Genomic DNA, 19,623 nt, shown 5'->3' on the forward strand with positions numbered 1-19,623 from the left:
GCCCCCGCAACCAAATTCAAGGTATTGTGACTCGCTAGCTCGTCGGGCTCAGCTATTCATAAAACCTAGCGAAGGTCTTCGATTCAAATCTAGCCTCCGCAACCAAATTCAATCAATAGCGCTTGCTGTTGATGTGCGACACTAGCTCAGTTGGTAGAGCGCAACCTTGCCAAGGTTGAGGTCACGAGTTCGAACCTCGTGTGTCGCTCCAATTGATAGCCTTCATCGTGCTTAACGGTGATAAAATGCGACACTAGCTCAGTTGGTAGAGCGCAACCTTGCCAAGGTTGAGGTCACGAGTTCGAACCTCGTGTGTCGCTCCAATTGATAGCCTTCATCGTGCTTAACGGTGACAAAATGCGACACTAGCTCAGTTGGTAGAGCGCAACCTTGCCAAGGTTGAGGTCACGAGTTCGAACCTCGTGTGTCGCTCCAAATTGATAGCCTTCATCGTGCTTAACGATGACAAGTGCAACACCCACTCATTTATTGGAGTGCAACCTAGCAAAGGTTGAGGTCACGCCTATTTTATTTATAAATAGGGAACCTCGTGTGTCGCTCCAATTTGTAGCTCTCATCGTGCTTAACGATGATAAAGTACAACATTGACTCAATATCAAGTGTTGTTCTCTTCTTCAAATGATAAATCGTTTGAACCGGTCTCTAGACCACCGCTCTTTGTGCTAATGCTGAGAAGCATCAACCCAAAAATTCATAGATAGTCCTCCTGAACTCAGGTGGGCGTTTTTATGTCTTTAATAACCTATCCAGCACGTGATGTGCTCAACTATCAAGTTTATGACAAGCCTCGGTGAGTCAGGGGTTACTATATCAGTCAACAGACTTATCCACAGAAACTTGTATGTGGATAACTTGGTGGGTAACCTGAATTTACGCTCTGTATAACAGCAATTTCAAACGATCTTTTACTTAGTTATAGTTTTTCCAGAATAGGTGGTCTCTGCTTAACTTGTTGATTTATAAGTGAAATGACGTTTGGTTGGCGTGGTTTTATGGCACTTTGTTCGATCATTAAGTGGTTGTTCTTTGATCCTAGTCATTTGTTAGGAATGTGATTAACTTTTTCATACGTGACAAAACTAGTAACGTTTCTGTTTTTTTTCCACATTGACAATTTTAGATCTGAATCAAACTTTCGGAAGGCTATTCAGGCAAGGTTTATGCATCTCTAGGCAGACCTTTTTGAATGATGCGAATCAATCGCCCGTGTTTACTGGTCTCGTTATATGGGAGTTGTGCCAACTGCTGCGCCAATGCCCAATCAATATGTTGGTCGAGAACATCACTCAATCCTCGTCTCGATTCCAACGCACTAACAATGCTTTTCGAGTAGGGTGCGTTTCCCATGGCAACCGAGAGATTTCTTAGCCATTGTAAATGCCCTATACGACGGATCGGTGAACCTTCCATATTCTTTAGAAATTCTGTTTCTGACCAGCTAAATAGGCTGACCAAGTCAGGGCTGTTGAAGGAAGGTCTACGGTGGAAGTCTTCTTGCTGGGTCAGTTCGGCAAATCGATTCCATGGGCACACTAACTGACAATCATCGCAACCGTAAATGCGGTTTCCCATCGCTTTGCGAAACTCTTCCGGAATCACACCATCAAACTCGATAGTTAAGTATGAAATGCAGCGACGTGCATCGACAATACCCTCTTCCACAATTGCCTGTGTTGGGCAAGACGTTATACAAGCAGTGCATTTTCCGCAGTCGTTTTGCTTAGCTTCATCAACAGGAAGTGGAATATCGACCAGTAGTTCACCAAGAAAGAACCATGAGCCACACTCTTTATCTAGGATAAGTGAGTGTTTACCTGTCCAGCCCAATCCTGCTTTTTGTGCGAGTGGACGCTCCAGCAATGGTGCAGAATCGACAAATGGTCGGTAGCCCAGTTGGCCGACTTCTTGTTCGATCTTCTGTCCAAGTTTTTTAAGCTGGTTTCTGACAAGCTTGTGATAGTCACGTCCAAGCGCGTAGCGACTGATGTAAGCTTGGGTTGGATCTGAGAGGTTTGCGGCAAACTGAGCTTGTGGTGGCAGGTAATCCATACGAGCACTGATTACTCGAACGGTTCCCGGCAGCAGCTCTGCAGGACGAGCACGCATCATACCGTGGCGAGCCATCCAGTCCATTTCACCGTGGTAGCCAGCGTCTAGCCACTTTTGCAGCGCAGCTTCATGTTCACTTAAGTCAACATCGCAGATACCGACTTTTTGGAACCCAAGTTCTTGGGCCCAAACTTTGATCTTGTCTGCAAGCTCTTGGTAGTTCATGCTGGTGGCTCTGGCTAATGGGGAGCGGATCTTAACGGATCTTATACCTAGGATCTAGCAAGTATGGTCTCACTAATTGAAAGAAATCACCGATTTTGGCTTTTACTTACACAACAGATCTTGTCTCTCAATTCCAACCCAGTTTACTATTCCTGTTCTTTTGAGTTTTATATAGTCACAGATTAGAGATCGATCTTCATGAGCACCAAACAATTTGCCCTCAAAGATGAGCAAGCCACCATTCAGTTAGGGACATCGCTGGCAAACCTATGTTCTCAGCAGACCACGATTTACCTTCATGGGGATCTCGGTGCAGGGAAGACGACGTTTAGTCGTGGTTTTGTTCGTGCGCTTGGTCACCAAGGTAACGTTAAAAGTCCGACATACACGTTAGTAGAGCCTTACCAATTGGATCAATGGCAGGTGTACCATTTCGATCTCTACCGTTTAGCGGATCCAGAAGAATTAGAATTCATGGGGATCCGTGATTACTTTACACCGGATGCTATTTGTTTAGTCGAGTGGCCAGAGAAAGGTGAAGGGCTTCTGCCTTCAGCGGATCTGGATATTGAATTACGTTATAACGGCGAGTCTCGCGTAGTGTTACTTACTGCGAACAACGAATATGGTTCTCAATTACTTGAGCAGTTGGAGTTATGTTAATCAGTAAACTGTTACGAGCTACACTTTTTCCTATTCTTTTAGCTTTTTCACTATTACCAACGTGGGTGATGGCTAACGCTCTGGAGGGAATCCGAGTATGGCCGTCCCCCGATGAAACCCGGGTAGTGATCGATCTGAAATCTGAAGCTGATTACAGCTATTTTACTCTGAGCTCTCCAGAGCGCTTGGTTGTGGATCTGAAACAAACCACGCTGACAACTAAGTTACCGATCAATGTAACGGACAGCCCAGTGATAAAGAAGATCCGAAAAAGTTCTCCGCCAGAGAAGACGACCTCGCGCTTGGTTTTTGAGTTAAAAAAGAAGGCGTCACCCCAGCTATTTAAGTTAGCTCCGACTCCTGGCGGCCAATATGGCCACCGCCTCGTTATTGATATTCCGCACGATGCAAGCTCTCAGTCTTCAACATCAAGTAGCCAAGCCTCAAGTTCGAGCAGTAGCTCAGTAAGCCGTGATGCGTCACAATTGCTAGGTAGCGCAGAGATTGTTGTTGCTATCGATGCAGGCCACGGCGGTGAAGACCCTGGCTCAATTGGTCCAACGAAAAAATACGAAAAGCACGCTACTCTGGCGGTATCGAAAAAAGTTGCAGACCAGCTAAACGCGGTACCGGGAATGAAAGCGGTTCTGACTCGACGCGGCGATTATTTCGTTAATCTCAATAAGCGTTCTGAAATCGCACGTAAAAACAAAGCGCATTTGTTGGTATCCATCCACGCTGATGCGTTCCATTCGCCGAAACCTCGAGGTGGTTCGGTGTTTGTTCTCAATACTCGACGAGCTAATACTGAAATCGCACGCTGGGTTGAAAACCATGAAGCACAATCTCAATTATTAGGTGGTGCGGGTGAAGTATTAGCGAAGAACACCAACGACAAAAACATCAGCCAAACACTCTTGGATCTGCAATTTAGTCATTCGCAAAAAGAAGGTTATAAAGTCGCGACCAAGATACTCGGTGAGATGAAACGTCAGGGGATTTACCTACATAAGAGAGAGCCGGTGAATGCCAGTCTCGCGGTATTGAAATCACCTGATATTCCGTCTGTACTGGTTGAGACGGGCTTCATCTCCAACCCGTCGGAAGAAAGGTTACTGTTTCAACGCAGTCACCAAGACAAGCTCGCTAGTTCGCTCTCGAAGGCGATCGTTCAGTACTTTGAAGCTAACCCACCGGAAGGCACTTTATTTGCCAACCGCGGCAAGGCGATAAAACACAAAGTCTCTAAGGGTGAATCGTTATCGGTTATCGCTAAGAAATATGGCACCAGTACCAGCGCAATCAAGCAAGCGAACAAGCTCAAGAGTAACAGTATTCGCATTGGTCAGGTGTTGACGATCCCGGGTGGTAAGATTCAGATCGCCGTACCTGAAATCTCGAACCCAGTCGAAACTAGACGAATCACCCACGTGGTACAGAGTGGCGAATATCTTGGTCTGATCGCATCGCGCTACAAAGTGTCGGTAGCGAATATTAAACGCGAAAACAAACTCAAGTCTGACACGCTGAAACTGGGGCAAAAGCTGCAGATTACTGTCAGCATGAAAGACCAACCAGTGCGTAAGCACAAAGTGAAACGAGGTGAGTTCTTGGGCAAGATTGCCAGCCAATACAATATCAGCGTCAGCAGCCTACGTGAGGCCAATAATCTGCGCAGTGATAGTTTGGCGGTCGGTCAGGTTCTTATTATCCCAAACAACTGATTGTTGACGATTAAGCATGACGATTAAAATTCTGCCAGCCCGCTTGGCCAACCAAATTGCCGCGGGGGAAGTTGTAGAAAGACCAGCTTCAGTAGTGAAAGAGTTGGTCGAAAACAGCCTAGACTCAGGCGCCAATCGAATCGATATCGATATCGAGAAAGGTGGCGCTAAGCTGATCCGTGTGCGCGACAACGGGAAAGGCATCGATAAAGATGAATTGGGTTTAGCGCTAAGTCGTCATGCGACCTCAAAGATTCACACCTTAGACGATTTAGAAGCGATCATGAGCTTGGGCTTTCGCGGCGAAGCACTGGCGAGTATCAGCTCGGTCTCGCGTTTAACCATTACCTCGCGCCCAGTTACGCAAGAGCAAGCTTGGTCGGCGATCACCGAAGGGCGAGAAATGGAAGTCAAACTCCAACCAACCGCTCATCCAGTCGGAACGTCGGTGGAAGTTTTGGACTTGTTTTTCAATACTCCAGCACGGCGAAAATTCCTTCGTACCGAAAAGACCGAATTCGCGCACATTGACGAGCTGTTAAAACGCATTGCTCTTAGCCGCTTTGACGTCACCATCAACCTCAGACACAACGGTAAGATGGTCAAACAGTACCGCGCAGCAAAAACCGAAGCCCAATACGAAAAACGCATTGCTGCGGTATGCGGTAATAACTTCGTACGTCATATGCTGAAGATCGAGTTGGAGCACCAAGGATTAAGGTTACACGGTTGGATCACTGCACCGGAAGGTGCGCGTCAGCAAAGTGATCTACAGTACTGCTACGTTAATGGACGTATGATGCGTGACAAGCTGATCAATCACGCGATTCGTCAGAGTTACGAAACCAGTCTTAGACCGGATCAATTTGCTACCTACGTACTCTTCATTGAGATTGACCCTCACCAAGTGGATGTCAATGTTCATCCGGCAAAACATGAAGTGCGCTTCCATCAAGCGCGTTTGGTGCATGATTTTATCTATCAGGCGTTGAGTGACGGTTTGGCACAAAGTGCTCATATCGATAAACCAGAAATCAATCATTCGGCATTTCATCACCAGGAGCAGCAATCAGCGCAAGAGCCTCAAAGTGCGAGTGACGAGGTTGTGCCTTCAACCGTTCCTGAGCAGGTGTACCAAGCGATAGAACAGACGCCAAGTTACCCTCGTAAGCAAGGTGGATCGTTTGAGCCACGCGCAGACTCCACTACCGAGACTCAAGTCAGAGAGTCACTCCCTCGTACAAATTGGGTGGAATCTCGCCCTGCCAGTAAGCCAAATAAACCCGAGCGTTATAGCGAGCCAGCACCTAGTCAGCGTGAAGTGAAAGCGTATAAAGAGCTACTGCAAACGCCTGACTTTGAGCTAACTCATCTTGCATCTGAAGCGAATGACGTTACAGAAACTAACGTTATTGACGCTCCGATAGAAAGCCTTGGCAAAGCAGTGTGTATCGTTGCTGGTCAGTATTTGATGATGGCCGATAAACAAGGAGCGCGATTAGTATCGCTCGCCAGAGCCGAATGGCTAAGGACGTTAGGTCAGTTGTCTCCCGTAGATGGCAGGTTGAAATCTCAACCTCTGCTAGTGCCGCTTTCGCTTAAGTTGGATACAGAGCAAAAGCAAGCCGCTGAGCAGCAACAAACGCTCTTCACGACATTGGGCATTGAGTTTAAACCACGCAGTACCAGCGCATTGATGGTGATGGGCGTGCCACAGCCACTCAGACAGCAAAATCTGCAGCAATTAATTCCAGATCTGTTATCTTACGCGGCTTCACAAGCACAAGGTGATGTGAACTTTTCGTCTCAACAGCTATCTCACTTGTTAGCGAATCAAGTTACTCAGGTGAAAAGCGACTACACTTTGTCGGAAGCTATTCAAATCATCGCTGAAGTAGAGCAGATGTGGCAGGGAAGACTGCCTCTTCAGGATAAGAACTTTGTAAGAACAGTCGACTTCACTGCGACGATTGCAGCATTAGAGTTATGAAAAAAGAATTACCTTTGGCACTGTTTTTAATGGGGCCAACCGCATCAGGCAAAACTGAACTGGCGATACGCTTACGTCAAAAATACCCTGTAGAAATCATTTCGGTCGATTCCGCGTTGATCTACAAAGGGATGGACATTGGTACGGCAAAACCTGATGCGATAGAGCAGTCGTTAGCGCCGCATCGTTTGATCGATATTCTCGATCCGAGCGAAGCCTATTCGGCCGCAGACTTTAGACGTGATGCGTTGAATGAAATGAACAAGATCGTCGAGCAGGGGAAAATCCCACTGTTGGTCGGTGGAACCATGCTGTACTACAAAGCATTATTAGAGGGTTTATCGCCTTTACCAGCTGCAAACCCTGAAGTGCGTCAGCAAATCGAGCAAGAGGCGTTGACTCTTGGCTGGGAGGTACTGCACGATCAACTTAAGCAAATCGATCCTGTTTCAGCTCAAAGAATTCACCCGAATGATCCGCAAAGGCTTTCAAGAGCATTGGAAGTTTATCGGATTTCAGGTAAAACACTGACTGAGCTAACTCAAACGAAAGGGGAATCTCTGCCGTTTAGAGTGAAGCAGTTTGCTATAGCTCCCAAGGAAAGGGCTGAACTCCACCGTCGTATCGAATTACGCTTCGAGAAAATGATGGAAGCTGGATTTGAAGAGGAAATGAAAGCGTTATACGCCAGAAAAGATCTTCATCCAGATTTACCGTCGATCCGTTGTGTTGGATATCGACAAATGTGGGACTATTTGGATGGTAATTGCACTTTAGATGACGCAATTTTTAAAGGCATCTGTGCAACCCGCCAATTGGCCAAGCGACAAATTACCTGGTTGCGCAGCTGGGATAATTTAACTTGGTTAGATAGCGAAAATATAGACGCAGCGTTAGAAACTGTTTCAAATGCAATAGCATCTGAAGGTTTTAGCTGTGTATAATGTGATCGCTTTTGCGTGAATGTACCCTGTAAAGGATCTGTTACTTGAAATTTCGATGTAAAGTCGTCATAACAGGTAGGGACAGGGCGTTTTTTTATTCGTTTAGCTCAGATGCAAAGGCCGCACCTTTAATGCAGCACCACTAGCTAAATAACTAAAACAAAATTACAAAATAAGGAAAATAAAATGGCTAAGGGGCAATCTCTACAAGACCCATTCTTAAATGCATTACGTCGTGAACGTATTCCAGTGTCAATCTACCTTGTAAACGGAATTAAACTACAAGGTCAGATCGAATCGTTTGACCAGTTTGTTATCTTGCTGAAAAACACAGTAAACCAGATGGTATACAAGCACGCGATTTCTACAGTCGTGCCTGCACGTCCGGTTAGTCACCATAGTGGTGAGCGTCCTCAAGGTGGTGATCGTCAGCAAGAAAAATCAGAAGATTAATTCTCTGAACAATAACACCATCAGTAAATTAAGGAGTTGATTGCTTGTTTGACCGTTATGAAGCCGGTGAGCGAGCCGTACTTGTTCATATCAACTTCACGCAAGAAGGGGAGTGGGAAGATCTCAGCGAGTTTGAAATGCTGGCGTCTTCAGCTGGAGTTTCTACGTTACAAGTTGTAACCGGAAGCCGCCAGTCACCACACCCTAAATATTATGTCGGAGAGGGTAAAGCCCAAGAAATTGCCCAAGCGGTGCAACTCGCTGGGGCAGATATTGTGATCTTCAATCACGCCCTCTCTCCTGCCCAAGAACGTAACCTTGAAGCGCTATGTAAGTGTCGAGTACTTGATCGTACTGGTCTGATCCTTGATATCTTCGCTCAGCGTGCCCGAACTCATGAAGGTAAATTACAAGTTGAGCTTGCTCAGCTTCGTCATATTTCGACTCGATTGATCCGCGGTTGGACCCACCTAGAAAGACAAAAAGGTGGTATCGGTTTACGTGGTCCAGGTGAAACTCAGTTAGAAACTGACCGACGTTTATTGCGTGATCGTATTAAAGCAATTTTGCGTCGACTAGAAAAAGTCGCAAAGCAGCGTGAACAAGGTCGCCGAGCTAGAAGTCGAGCGGAAATCCCAACAATCTCCCTAGTTGGTTATACCAACGCAGGGAAATCAACGCTGTTTAACCGAATCACAGCGGCGGGCGTATACGCGGCAGACCAATTGTTTGCTACGTTAGACCCTACCCTACGTAAAATTGATTTAGCGGATGTAGGTCCGGCTATTTTGGCTGATACCGTAGGATTTATTCGTCACTTGCCACACGATTTGGTCGCTGCGTTTAAAGCAACGCTTCAGGAAACGCAAGAAGCTGACATTTTGTTACATGTTGTTGATGCCAGTGATGAGCGTTTTCGTGAGAACATTCAAGCTGTCCATGACGTACTTGAAGAGATAGATGCGCACGAAGTACCTACTCTGGTCGTAATGAACAAGATCGATAATCTCGAAGGCCAAAGACCTCGTATAGAAAGAGATGACGAAGGCGTCCCTCAGACTGTATGGGTGTCTGCAATGGAAGGCGAGGGTATTGACCTCTTGTTTGATGCTCTGACTGAGCGTCTCGCAAGCCAAATGGTTCAGTATCAATTGCGAATCCCGCCACAACATCAAGGCAGGCTTCGCAGTATATTCTTCCAGATGAAATGCATTCAGCAGGAAGAGTATGATCAGGACGGTAACTTGTTGATTAATGTTCGCATGCAGCAAGTAGATTGGTCTAGACTTGAAAAAAGAGAAGAGGCAGATTTACGTGACTTTATAGTTACTTAAATGGCTGCTACAGTATAACGTCATATCAAATGATGGAGCTTTCTAATGGCGTGGAATGAGCCTGGTAATAACAACGGCGACAATGGCCGCGATAATGACCCTTGGGGTAATAATAATCGTGGTAACAAAGGTGGCCGTGATCAAGGACCGCCAGACTTGGACGAAGTGTTTAATAAACTGAGTCAGAAACTGGGTGGAAAGTTTGGTGGTAAAGGTGGTAAAGGCCCTTCTATCGGTGGAGGCGGCGCACTAGGTATTGGTGTGATTGCTGCTATCGCGATAGCGATTTGGGTATTTGCTGGCTTTTACACCATCGGTGAAGCAGAACGCGGTGTCGTTCTTCGATTAGGTAAATACGACCGAGTGGTCGATCCTGGTCTGAACTGGCGCCCTCGCTTTATTGATGAAGTTACCCCTGTCAACGTACAAGCGATTCGTTCACTGCGTTCATCAGGTCTAATGCTGACTAAAGATGAAAACGTGGTTACAGTTGCGATGGATGTTCAGTACCGTGTTGCTGACCCGTACAAATACCTATTCCGCGTAACGAACGCTGACGACAGCTTACGCCAAGCGACAGATTCAGCATTACGTGCAGTAATTGGTGACTCTCTGATGGATAGTATCCTGACAAGTGGTCGTCAACAGATTCGTCAAAGCACTCAAGAAACCTTGAACGATATTATCGACACTTATGACCTTGGTCTTGTGATCGTCGACGTGAACTTCCAGTCTGCGCGTCCACCTGAGCAAGTAAAAGATGCGTTCGATGATGCGATCGCAGCGCGAGAAGATGAAGAGCGTTTCATCCGCGAAGCGGAAGCATACAAGAACGAAATCTTGCCAAAAGCGACAGGTCGTGCAGAACGTCTGAAGAAAGAAGCACAAGGTTATAGTGAACGTGTGACTAACGAAGCGCTCGGTCAGGTAGCTCAGTTTGAAAAACTACTACCAGAATACCAAGCGGCACCAGAAGTAACGCGTAACCGTCTGTACCTAGATGCGATGGAAGAAGTTTACACAAGTACCTCGAAGGTACTGGTTGATTCTGATTCTAGCGGCAACCTTCTATACCTACCGATTGATAAATTGGCGGGACAAGAAGGTCAAACTCAAACCAAACGTAAAGCGCAGTCTTCATCCGCTTACGATCAAATTGAGCTTGAATCGCAGCGCACTGACACGAATTCAGACTCACAATCTCGTTCAACTGGTACACGTCAAGGGAGATACTAAGAATGCGTAAGTTAATGATCCCTGTATTAGTTGTTGCATTAGCACTGATGCTAATGTCGCTATTCGTGATCCAAGAAGGCGAGCGTGGCATCGTGATCCGTTTCGGTCGTGTACTGAAAGATAACAACGAGATCGCTCGTATCTACGAACCAGGTCTGCATTTCAAAATGCCACTGTTTGACCGTGTGAAAACGCTCGATGCGCGTATCCAGACGATGGACGGCCGTTCTGACCGTTTCGTAACGTCTGAGAAAAAAGACGTGATCATCGATTCGTACGTAAAGTGGCGTATCGAAGACTTCGGTCAATACTACCTGGCGACAGGTGGTGGTAACTCGTTGACTGCTGAGGCGCTACTAGAACGTAAAGTAACGGACGTTTTGCGTGCTGAAATCGGTTCGCGTGAAATCAAGCAGATTGTTTCTGGCCCTCGCAACAACGACGTATTGCCAGACAGTGCAGACGCTGAAGTCGTTACAACAGAAGCGGCGAAGCAAGCGCTGGAAATCGATGGTCAGCGTGATGAAATCATGCAGGAAGTTCTAAACAATACTCGTGAAAGCGCAATGAAAGACTTGGGTGTTCGCGTGGTTGACTTCCGTATGAAGAAAATCAACCTACCAGATGAGATCAGTGAATCTATCTACCGCCGTATGCGTGCAGAGCGTGAGTCGGTTGCTCGTAAGCACCGTTCTCAAGGTCGTGAGAAGGCAGAAGTTATCCGTGCACAAGCGGAGCTAGAAGTGGCAACTATCCTAGCAGAAGCCGATAAAACGGCACGTGTAACGCGCGGTGAAGCGGATGCAGAAGCTGCGAAGACTTACTCTGAAGCGTACAACAAAGACCCTGAGTTCTACAGCTTCCTGCGTTCACTAAGAGCGTATGAGAAGTCGTTCAGTCAGAAGAGCGATATCTTGGTTCTCGATCCTAAGAGTGAGTTCTTCAAGTACATGAACAACTCTGCAGGTGCAGAAGCGAAATAATCGTATTTTTATTGTATAAAGGCTCCATTATGGAGCCTTTATTTTTTGGGAATAAGAAAATGTCTAATTCACTTTGGCTAGCGTTGGGCTTGGTACTGATCGTCGAAGGGTTGGGTCCGCTGATTGCCCCAAATGGTTGGCGGAATATGGTGGCAGAACTGAGTCGTCAGCCAGATAATCAACTGCGAAGAATTGGTGGTTGCTTGGTCGTGGCGGGGGCGGTGATCGCTTACTGTTTCAGTTGAGCTACTCACCGCCAACAGATATTAGTAGTGCGGTGGTGGTGTTTCTTCAGAGGGATCGGCTAAGTTAGACGAATCCATATTCTTTACTTTTCCAACCACGTACTTCATTTGGTCTTGCATCTTAGTGATCAGCAGTTGCTGCTGACTCAGGGCGTCATTGAGTGAATCAATCGTTTGTTCTTGAAACGCAAGTTGACACTCTAAGTCGTTGATGCGGTTTTCCAACTGTTCAATGTTTTTCTCGTTCATATCAGGTCAACAGCCTCTAATAATCTACTTGCCAAGCTTGAGCGATCCCTGCGGATGTCGCGGAGATCACGCGGTTTTGATTGTCAAAGGCTGCATCATACACGACCGCGCGAGGAGGGCGAGTATCTTTTAACGGCTCGGCTTCAAATCCATCCACGCGCTTACCACTCTCGACATCCCAAACCATAATGCGACTCGATGGCGTACCCGTTACCAGATACTTGCCATCGTCAGAGAAGCGTGCGGTCGAAAAGATCAGCTGGCGTGAAAAGCTTTTCAGTTCAGATACCATTTCACCAGTTTGTAGGTTCCAGATCCTGGCTTGATTGCCACCGTCAGAGGTGAAAGCCAGTTTGCCATCTCTTTGCAGTGCGACGCGATTGATGCGTTGTTCGTGTTCAAACTTTTGTAGGATTTGTCCTGTTTCTGTATCCCACAAATACGCAATATAGTCGTTCCCGCCAGACAGGGCGTAGCGTCCGTTCGGCGAGATCGCGACGGAATTTACTTTTTCATTATGGGCAAGGAACTCTAGACGACGACCAGTGACTAAATTGACGTAGATGGTTTTACCGTTGGATAAGCCAAGTAGGACTTGTTCGCCGTTACTGGTAATGTCGATATCGCGAATCAAACCATCAGATATCGACCACAATCCTTCGGCTTGAGCCCAGGCTAAGTCCCAAACGGCAAAGTTCATCTGCGTTGCGGTGACGGCAAAGCGCCCGTTATCTGAGATACGGATATGTGAGACCGTGTTGGCCTGTGGGTCTTGTGCTCCCAAAGAAGCAAGCTTTTGGTTTTCGTACAAATCCCAAAGTACCAATTGGTGTTCTTTGGAATAGAGAAGGGCGAAGCGAGCATCGCGACTTAAAGCGAAGCTGGTAGAACCTTGAGGTTCGAGATTCCAACGCTGCTGATCATTTGAGGAGAAAAAACAGCCATTTAACGCTGTGATGACAACCGCAACGAGTAGAGAGTTATAAATTATTCGCATCAAGTCCAATTATCCACTTGGTTTACGTTTATTTCATACGCATATTGGTTATATTGGTACAACATGCAAATGCACACCAGTCTTTCTTAAAGATTTGTGCACAAAGACAAAATGTCCAAATTGGAGAGTTCAATGAAATCATTTTTTAAAGTGTCACTGCTTGCAGCAACGGTTGCATTAGCTGTTGGCTGCCAAAAAGAAGAAGAGCCAAAAACAGAAGCTGCACCAGCTGCAGAAGTCGTTCAAGCGGAAACAGGCAAAGCGGTTCACTTTAAAACCGAAGATGACAAAGCGGCTTACGCAATTGGTGTCTCTTTTGCTAACTACCTAAACACTAGCCTGGATAAGCCAAATGAAATCGGCATCACGCTAAACAAAGACCTAGTACTGAAAGGTATCGAGCACGTATTTGCTGGTAACCCAGAGCTTAACGAAGAAGAAACTCGTGCAGCGCTAGAAGCGTTGGATAAGCGCGTGGCTGACACTATGCAGAAGCAAGCCGCTGAAAAAGCTGAAGCAGCGAAGAAAGCGGGCGATGAGTTCCGCGCTGAGTTTGAAAAGCAAGACGGCGTGAAGAAAACTGAATCTGGTCTGCTTTACCAAGTGCTGACTCCAGCAGAAGGTGAAATGCCTAAAGATACTGACACTGTACAAGTACATTACAAAGGTACATTGACAGACGGTACTCAGTTTGACAGCTCTTACGACCGTGGTGAACCAGCAACATTCCCGCTAAACCGCGTGATCTCTGGTTGGACAGAAGGCGTTCAGTTAATGCCTGTAGGTTCTAAGTTCAAGTTCGTTATCCCGCCTGAGTTGGCGTACGGCGCGCAAGACACTCCAACGATTCCAGCAAACTCAACGCTAGTATTTGAAGTTGAGCTACTGAAAATTGATAACGGTGAAGAAGCTGCGAAGTAAGACTTTTCCGCTTAAATGAATGAAAGGTCCGACAATTGTCGGGCCTTTTTTTGTTCTGGCACGCAGTTGCGGTTTTAATTATTTGTTCTAAATCACTAGATGACCGCTTAGCTAGGTGTTCTCTTCAAAATTTCTGATAAACTTACACCAATTTGTTGATTTTTCGCTCGAAGGCTTAAACGTGACAACTACAGAAACAGTAAACACGGATATGTTGCTCGAAATGGAATCTGTTAATGTGATGCCATTTAGTGAGCACGATAAAATTATTCTTAGATCGTATGAAGCGGTAGTTGATGGCATTGCTAGCCTGATTGGCCCATTCTGTGAAATCGTTCTGCACTCACTGGAAGACTTGAATACGTCGGCGATAAAAATTGCCAACGGCGAAAACACTGGTCGTCAAGTGGGGTCTCCGATCACCGATATCGCGCTAAGAATGCTGAAAGATATTGAAGGTTCGGAACGTAACTTTTCACGTTCGTACTTTACCCGCGCCAAAGGTGGCGTGCTGATGAAGTCGATCACGGTTGCGATCCGTAACGGTGAAAATCGCGTTATCGGCCTATTATGTGTCAACGTCAACTTAGACGCGCCTTTCTCTCAGGTATTGCAGTCTTTCATGCCAACGGAAGAAGCTAAGCAAGCGGCGTCATCGGTGAACTTTGCGAGTGACGTTGAAGAGCTGGTGGACCAAACCGTTGAGCGCACGATTGAAGAGATCAATGCAGACAAGTCAGTGTCGAACAATACCAAAAACCGTCAGATCGTTATGGAGCTGTACGACAAAGGTATTTTTGATATCAAAGACGCGATTAACCGAGTCGCTGATCGTTTGAACATCTCTAAACACACCGTTTATCTTTATATCCGTCAGCGTAAAACCGAGGATGAAGAGAGTTGAGCCACTTAACCTATAGCTTAGTGGTCAACGGCTCGGTCTACGGTAGCCAATCGGCGCGCAGTGCGTATCAGTTTGCCAAAGCTGTGATTGAACAAGGGCATACCTTAGTCAGTGTGTTCTTTTATCAAGATGGTGTGACGAATGGGACCGCCCTGAGTGTGCCAGCCAATGATGAGTTTGACTTGAGTAAAGCGTGGCAAGAGCTTGCTCAGCAGCACCAAGTTCGATTGGAAACGTGTGTCGCGGCGGCTTTGCGTCGCGGTATTGTCAGCGAGGATGAAGCCAGCCAACATGGACTGGCACAAAGCAACTTAGCAGACGGGTTTACTCAAGCAGGATTAGGCAGTTTAGCCGAAGCGATGTTAAGCCAAGACAGAGTGGTACAGTTTTGAGCCAGTTAACTTATCTATTTCGTAGCGCGCCACACGGCAGTGCTGCTGGACGAGAGGGCGTGGATGCGCTGCTTGCGGCTTCGGCGTATTGTGAAGACATCAGCGTTATCTTTATCGGTGATGGTGTGTACCAGTTACTCCAAGGTCAGCAACCTGCAGGCATATTGAGTAAAGACTACGCTCCGATGCTGAAACTGTTTGACCTTTACGATATCGAGCAAGTCTACGTTTGTCGGTCTTCGTTAGCTGAGCGCGGTTTGGCGCAAGCGGACTTGGTCATCGATGTTGAAATGCTGGACAGAGATCAGCTGAAAGCCAAACTTCAGCAAGCAGATAAGTTGCTATCGTTCTGAGGATATCGCCATGTTACACATTATTAAATCAGAACAAGCCTTAGCAGAAGCGGTATTAGTTTGTGCTGAACAAGATACGCTGATTCTTATCGAAGACGCGGTTTACTTAGTTAACCCGTTACACAAAAGGTTTGCTGCGCTGAAAGGGCTGAATGTTGCTGCACTCGTTAGCGATATAGAGGCGCGTGGTATGGCGCAACGCGTCAGTCCATCCATCACTCAGGTTGACTACGCGGGCTTTGTTCAACTGACCGCGCAACATAGCAAATCTCTCACTTGGAACTAGGTCTTTCCTCAGGTGGTTTCTTCTTTACCTAGGAATGAAGCCATTGAACAAAAAAGATCCGTTTATTCCTTGACACACCTCTCACTGCTGCATAGAATTTTGCGTCCCTAACTGCAATGGCGGTTAGGGATAGATTTTTCACAAAGCTTACTTTTTAGTAATTTCAGGAGCTAGTTAATGGCAACTATTAACCAGTTGGTACGTAAGCCTCGTGCAAAGCAAGTTGTTAAAAGCAACGTGCCTGCACTAGAAGCGTGCCCGCAAAAACGTGGTGTATGTACTCGTGTTTACACTACTACACCTAAAAAACCTAACTCAGCACTTCGTAAAGTTTGTCGTGTACGTCTGACAAACGGTTTCGAAGTAACTTCGTACATCGGCGGTGAAGGTCACAACCTTCAAGAGCACTCAGTTGTTCTAATCCGTGGTGGTCGTGTTAAAGACCTTCCAGGTGTGCGTTACCACACTGTTCGCGGCGCACTAGACTGTGCTGGCGTAAATGACCGTAAACAAGGTCGTTCTAAGTACGGTGTGAAACGTCCTAAGTCTTAATGGAATCCGTTAAGTAAGGCCAAACACTAAATTATTTTTAATTTTTTGAAAAAACTGAAAAGTTTTGGATAAAACCTGAAGAAGACAACGGAGATAAATCCATGCCACGTCGTCGCGTTATTGGTCAGCGTAAGATCCTTCCAGATCCAAAGTTCAAATCTGAACTGCTGGCAAAATTCGTTAACATCCTAATGGTTGACGGTAAAAAATCTACTGCAGAGAAAATCGTTTACACTGCACTAGACACAATGGCTGAGAAATCTGGTAAAGATCACTTAGCTGTATTCGAAGAAGCTCTTGAAAATGTTCGCCCAGCGGTAGAGGTTAAATCTCGCCGTGTAGGTGGTTCAACTTACCAAGTACCTGTAGAAGTACGTCCGGTTCGCCGTAACGCACTTGCTATGCGTTGGGTAGTTGAAGCTGCGCGTAAGCGTGGTGAAAAATCTATGGCTGCTCGCCTAGCTGCTGAAATGCTAGATGCGTCAGAAAACAAAGGTACAGCTGTTAAGAAACGTGAAGACGTTCACCGTATGGCTGAAGCGAACAAAGCGTTTGCTCATTACCGTTGGTAATACCTTTTCAGTGCTGCGAGGTTCCTTGCAGCACTTCTTTAGTTCCTATGCCTATGCTAGGAACTATTGCTATATCTAGGGGATAGCATTTTTAGCTATAGCAATAGTCCCTATCTCTAAGTTAAGAGGATTCAATCGTGGCTCGCAAAACTCCTATTGAGCGCTACCGTAACATCGGTATCTGTGCTCACGTAGATGCAGGTAAAACAACCACAACTGAACGTATTCTGTTCTACACTGGTCTGTCTCATAAAATCGGTGAAGTTCACGATGGCGCTGCAACCATGGACTGGATGGAACAGGAGCAGGAACGTGGTATCACTATCACTTCTGCTGCGACGACTACCTTCTGGCGTGGTATGGAAGCACAATTCCAAGAACATCGCGTAAACATCATTGATACCCCTGGACACGTTGACTTTACTATCGAAGTAGAGCGTTCTCTTCGCGTACTCGATGGCGCTGTGGTGGTGTTCTGTGGCTCATCTGGTGTTGAACCTCAGTCTGAAACTGTATGGCGTCAAGCAGACAAATACCATGTTCCTCGTATGGTTTTTGTTAACAAGATGGACCGTGCAGGCGCAGATTTCCTACGCGTTGTGGACCAAATTAAAAATCGTCTTGGTGCGAATCCTGTTCCTATCCAATTGAACGTTGGTGCAGAAGAGAACTTCAGAGGCGTTATCGACCTTATCAAGATGAAAATGATCAACTGGAACGATGCCGACCAAGGCATGTCTTTCACTTACGAAGACATTCCAGCTGATATGCTTGAGCTTGCTGAAGAGTGGCGTAACAACCTAGTTGAATCAGCAGCAGAAGCTAGCGAAGAGCTGATGGACAAGTACCTTGAAGAAGGTGAACTGTCTGAGACAGAGATCAAGCAAGGTCTTCGTACTCGTACACTAAACAACGAAATCGTACTGGCTACTTGTGGTAGTGCATTCAAGAACAAAGGTGTACAAGCCGTACTAGACGCTGTGATTGAATTCTTGCCATCGCCAGTCGATGTTCCTGCGATTAAAGGTGTCGACGATAACGATAACGAAGTTGAGCGTCATGCAGACGACAACGAACCGTTCTCAGCGCTAGCATTCAAGATTGCGACTGACCCATTTGTGGGTTCGCTAACCTTCATGCGTGTTTACTCGGGTGTTGTTAACTCAGGTGACGCGGTTTACAACTCTGTAAAAGAGAAGAAAGAGCGTTTCGGTCGTATCGTTCAGATGCATGCAAACAAGCGTGAAGAAGTAAAAGAAGTTCGCGCTGGTGATATTGCGGCTGCTATCGGTCTGAAAGACGTAACGACAGGTGACACACTGTGCGACCAAAACCACAAAGTGATTTTGGAGCGCATGGAATTCCCTGAGCCAGTAATCCAGATCGCAGTAGAACCTCGTTCTAAGGCAGACCAAGAGAAAATGGGTATCGCGCTAGGTAAACTAGCGGCGGAAGACCCATCATTCCGCGTCGAAACGGATGATGAAACAGGTCAGACTCTGATCTCTGGTATGGGTGAGCTTCACCTAGATATCATCGTTGACCGTATGAAGCGTGAATTCAACGTTGACTGTAACGTTGGTAAACCTCAAGTTGCTTACCGTGAAACTATTCGTGGTACAGCAGAAGTTGAAGGCAAGTTTGTTCGTCAATCTGGCGGTCGCGGTCAATACGGTCACGTATGGATCAAACTTGAACCAGCTGAACTTGGTGAAGGTTTTGTCTTTGTTGACGAAATCGTGGGTGGTGCTGTTCCTAAGGAATACATCAGTTCGGTAGCGAAAGGTATCGAAGAGCAAATGAACAGTGGTGTTGTCGCGGGTTACCCTGTACTAGACATCAAAGCAACATTGTTCGATGGTTCTTACCACGATGTTGACTCTAGCGAGATGGCGTTTAAGATCGCTGGCTCGATGGCATTCAAGAAAGGCTCACTTGAAGCGCAACCTGTGCTTCTGGAACCGATGATGAATGTTGAAGTAACAACACCTGAAGATTGGATGGGTGATGTTGTTGGTGACTTAAACCGTCGTCGCGGCATTATCGCAGGTATGGACGAAGGCGTGGCTGGTCTTAAGATCATCCGTGCTCAAGTACCATTATCTCAGATGTTTGGTTACGCAACTGACTTACGTTCTGCAACTCAAGGCCGCGCGTCTTACTCTATGGAATTCCATGAGTATGCGGAAGTGCCGAAAAACTTTGCAGAAGCAATCATTGCAGAGCGTGGTTACTAATAAAACGCATTGATCCATGAAAAGAGTGCTACTTTTTTCAAGATCAATACGTCCAAATATTGCGCTGACGGACGTTGGCGCATAAAATAGCAATTTCTGGCGCGTCGTAGATCAATAATGATCACGACGAATCATAACTAGGAAGGAACACGATCGTGTCTAAAGAAAAATTTGAACGTACTAAACCGCACGTTAACGTTGGTACTATCGGCCACGTTGACCACGGTAAAACAACTCTAACTGCTGCAATCTGTACAACTCTAGCTAAAGTGTACGGCGGTGAAGCGAAAGAC

General features: G+C 46.4%; 21 protein-coding genes and 3 tRNA genes. 21 read left to right on the top strand and 3 right to left on the bottom strand.

What is annotated here, in order from left to right; translation table 11 throughout:
• Positions 1 to 135 precede the first annotated feature (135 nt).
• The 3 genes from AKJ31_RS21380 to AKJ31_RS21390 all read left to right on the top strand — a co-directional run bounded on the left by AKJ31_RS21380 (position 136) and on the right by AKJ31_RS21390 (position 435).
• Positions 136 to 211 (top strand) — tRNA-Gly (locus AKJ31_RS21380).
• Between the two features lie 36 nt (positions 212 to 247).
• A tRNA-Gly gene (locus AKJ31_RS21385) sits at positions 248 to 323 on the top strand.
• A 36-nt stretch (positions 324 to 359) separates the two neighbouring features.
• Positions 360 to 435 (top strand) — tRNA-Gly (locus AKJ31_RS21390).
• Positions 436 to 1,179: 744 nt separating this feature from the next.
• On the opposite strand, the gene queG is transcribed toward AKJ31_RS21390, so the two are convergent.
• Positions 1,180 to 2,295 carry a tRNA epoxyqueuosine(34) reductase QueG gene (gene queG / locus AKJ31_RS21395; protein ID WP_053411054.1) on the bottom strand — a complete coding sequence of 372 codons (1,116 nt, stop codon included), beginning with the start codon at positions 2,293 to 2,295 and terminating at the stop codon, positions 1,180 to 1,182.
• Positions 2,296 to 2,493: 198 nt separating this feature from the next.
• Between queG and tsaE the strand changes: the two genes are divergently transcribed.
• The 9 genes from tsaE to AKJ31_RS21440 all read left to right on the top strand — a co-directional run bounded on the left by tsaE (position 2,494) and on the right by AKJ31_RS21440 (position 11,867).
• Positions 2,494 to 2,958: a tRNA (adenosine(37)-N6)-threonylcarbamoyltransferase complex ATPase subunit type 1 TsaE gene (gene tsaE / locus AKJ31_RS21400; RefSeq protein WP_053411055.1), complete on the top strand. Its 465-nt coding sequence runs from the start codon at positions 2,494 to 2,496 to the stop codon at positions 2,956 to 2,958.
• Complete coding sequence (locus tag AKJ31_RS21405) at positions 2,952 to 4,682, top strand: LysM peptidoglycan-binding domain-containing protein (protein WP_053411056.1); 1,731 nt, start codon at positions 2,952 to 2,954, stop codon at positions 4,680 to 4,682. Before tsaE ends, AKJ31_RS21405 begins: the two co-directional genes overlap by 7 nt.
• A 16-nt stretch (positions 4,683 to 4,698) precedes the next feature.
• Positions 4,699 to 6,672 (top strand): DNA mismatch repair endonuclease MutL, encoded by a 1,974-nt coding sequence (mutL, locus tag AKJ31_RS21410; RefSeq protein WP_053411057.1) that lies wholly within the window; start codon positions 4,699 to 4,701, stop codon positions 6,670 to 6,672.
• Positions 6,669 to 7,616 carry a tRNA (adenosine(37)-N6)-dimethylallyltransferase MiaA gene (miaA, locus tag AKJ31_RS21415; RefSeq protein WP_053411058.1) on the top strand — a complete coding sequence of 316 codons (948 nt, stop codon included), beginning with the start codon at positions 6,669 to 6,671 and terminating at the stop codon, positions 7,614 to 7,616. Before mutL ends, miaA begins: the two co-directional genes overlap by 4 nt.
• Before the next feature lie 186 nt (positions 7,617 to 7,802).
• Positions 7,803 to 8,069: an RNA chaperone Hfq gene (hfq, locus tag AKJ31_RS21420; RefSeq protein ID WP_053411059.1), complete on the top strand. Its 267-nt coding sequence runs from the start codon at positions 7,803 to 7,805 to the stop codon at positions 8,067 to 8,069.
• A gap of 44 nt (positions 8,070 to 8,113) precedes the next feature.
• Positions 8,114 to 9,403 (top strand): ribosome rescue GTPase HflX, encoded by a 1,290-nt coding sequence (hflX, locus tag AKJ31_RS21425; protein ID WP_053411060.1) that lies wholly within the window; start codon positions 8,114 to 8,116, stop codon positions 9,401 to 9,403.
• A 45-nt stretch (positions 9,404 to 9,448) separates the two neighbouring features.
• Positions 9,449 to 10,639: an FtsH protease activity modulator HflK gene (gene hflK, locus AKJ31_RS21430; protein WP_053411061.1), complete on the top strand. Its 1,191-nt coding sequence runs from the start codon at positions 9,449 to 9,451 to the stop codon at positions 10,637 to 10,639.
• 2 nt (positions 10,640 to 10,641) lie between these two features.
• Positions 10,642 to 11,622: a protease modulator HflC gene (hflC, locus tag AKJ31_RS21435; RefSeq protein WP_053411062.1), complete on the top strand. Its 981-nt coding sequence runs from the start codon at positions 10,642 to 10,644 to the stop codon at positions 11,620 to 11,622.
• 59 nt (positions 11,623 to 11,681) lie between these two features.
• Complete coding sequence (locus AKJ31_RS21440; RefSeq protein ID WP_053411071.1) at positions 11,682 to 11,867, top strand: DUF2065 domain-containing protein; 186 nt, start codon at positions 11,682 to 11,684, stop codon at positions 11,865 to 11,867.
• Positions 11,868 to 11,888: 21 nt separating this feature from the next.
• Here AKJ31_RS21440 and AKJ31_RS21445 read toward each other — a convergent pair whose 3' ends face one another.
• Together AKJ31_RS21445 and AKJ31_RS21450 are read right to left on the bottom strand one after the other, a co-directional pair.
• Positions 11,889 to 12,116: a SlyX family protein gene (locus AKJ31_RS21445; protein WP_053411063.1), complete on the bottom strand. Its 228-nt coding sequence runs from the start codon at positions 12,114 to 12,116 to the stop codon at positions 11,889 to 11,891.
• Between the two features lie 16 nt (positions 12,117 to 12,132).
• Positions 12,133 to 13,113 (bottom strand): WD40 repeat domain-containing protein, encoded by a 981-nt coding sequence (locus tag AKJ31_RS21450; RefSeq protein ID WP_053411064.1) that lies wholly within the window; start codon positions 13,111 to 13,113, stop codon positions 12,133 to 12,135.
• A 132-nt stretch (positions 13,114 to 13,245) separates the two neighbouring features.
• Between AKJ31_RS21450 and fkpA the strand changes: the two genes are divergently transcribed.
• The 9 genes from fkpA to AKJ31_RS22770 all read left to right on the top strand — a co-directional run.
• A complete protein-coding gene (gene fkpA / locus AKJ31_RS21455; protein WP_053411065.1) occupies positions 13,246 to 14,034 on the top strand; it encodes an FKBP-type peptidyl-prolyl cis-trans isomerase in 789 nt (262 codons plus the stop codon).
• Positions 14,035 to 14,215: 181 nt separating this feature from the next.
• Entirely contained in the window at positions 14,216 to 14,938 is a 723-nt protein-coding gene (locus tag AKJ31_RS21460) for a helix-turn-helix transcriptional regulator (protein ID WP_053411066.1), read from the top strand.
• Positions 14,935 to 15,330 carry a sulfurtransferase complex subunit TusD gene (tusD, locus tag AKJ31_RS21465; RefSeq protein WP_053411067.1) on the top strand — a complete coding sequence of 132 codons (396 nt, stop codon included), beginning with the start codon at positions 14,935 to 14,937 and terminating at the stop codon, positions 15,328 to 15,330. Before AKJ31_RS21460 ends, tusD begins: the two co-directional genes overlap by 4 nt.
• Entirely contained in the window at positions 15,327 to 15,683 is a 357-nt protein-coding gene (gene tusC, locus AKJ31_RS21470) for a sulfurtransferase complex subunit TusC (protein WP_053411068.1), read from the top strand. The genes tusD and tusC overlap by 4 nt, the downstream gene beginning before the upstream one ends.
• A gap of 10 nt (positions 15,684 to 15,693) precedes the next feature.
• Complete coding sequence (gene tusB / locus AKJ31_RS21475) at positions 15,694 to 15,969, top strand: sulfurtransferase complex subunit TusB (RefSeq protein WP_053411069.1); 276 nt, start codon at positions 15,694 to 15,696, stop codon at positions 15,967 to 15,969.
• A gap of 177 nt (positions 15,970 to 16,146) precedes the next feature.
• Positions 16,147 to 16,521: a 30S ribosomal protein S12 gene (gene rpsL / locus AKJ31_RS21480; RefSeq protein WP_004399892.1), complete on the top strand. Its 375-nt coding sequence runs from the start codon at positions 16,147 to 16,149 to the stop codon at positions 16,519 to 16,521.
• 101 nt (positions 16,522 to 16,622) lie between these two features.
• Positions 16,623 to 17,093, top strand: a complete 471-nt coding sequence (gene rpsG, locus AKJ31_RS21485; protein ID WP_053397177.1) for a 30S ribosomal protein S7 — start codon at positions 16,623 to 16,625, stop codon at positions 17,091 to 17,093.
• 137 nt (positions 17,094 to 17,230) lie between these two features.
• Positions 17,231 to 19,330 carry an elongation factor G gene (gene fusA / locus AKJ31_RS21490; protein ID WP_053411070.1) on the top strand — a complete coding sequence of 700 codons (2,100 nt, stop codon included), beginning with the start codon at positions 17,231 to 17,233 and terminating at the stop codon, positions 19,328 to 19,330.
• Between the two features lie 155 nt (positions 19,331 to 19,485).
• A partial coding sequence (locus tag AKJ31_RS22770; RefSeq protein WP_243637497.1) for a GTP-binding protein occupies positions 19,486 to 19,623 on the top strand: 138 nt, incomplete at its 3' end.

The sequence above is a fragment of the Vibrio hepatarius genome (assembly GCF_001274785.1).
Classification (GTDB): Bacteria; Pseudomonadota; Gammaproteobacteria; order Enterobacterales; family Vibrionaceae; genus Vibrio; species Vibrio hepatarius.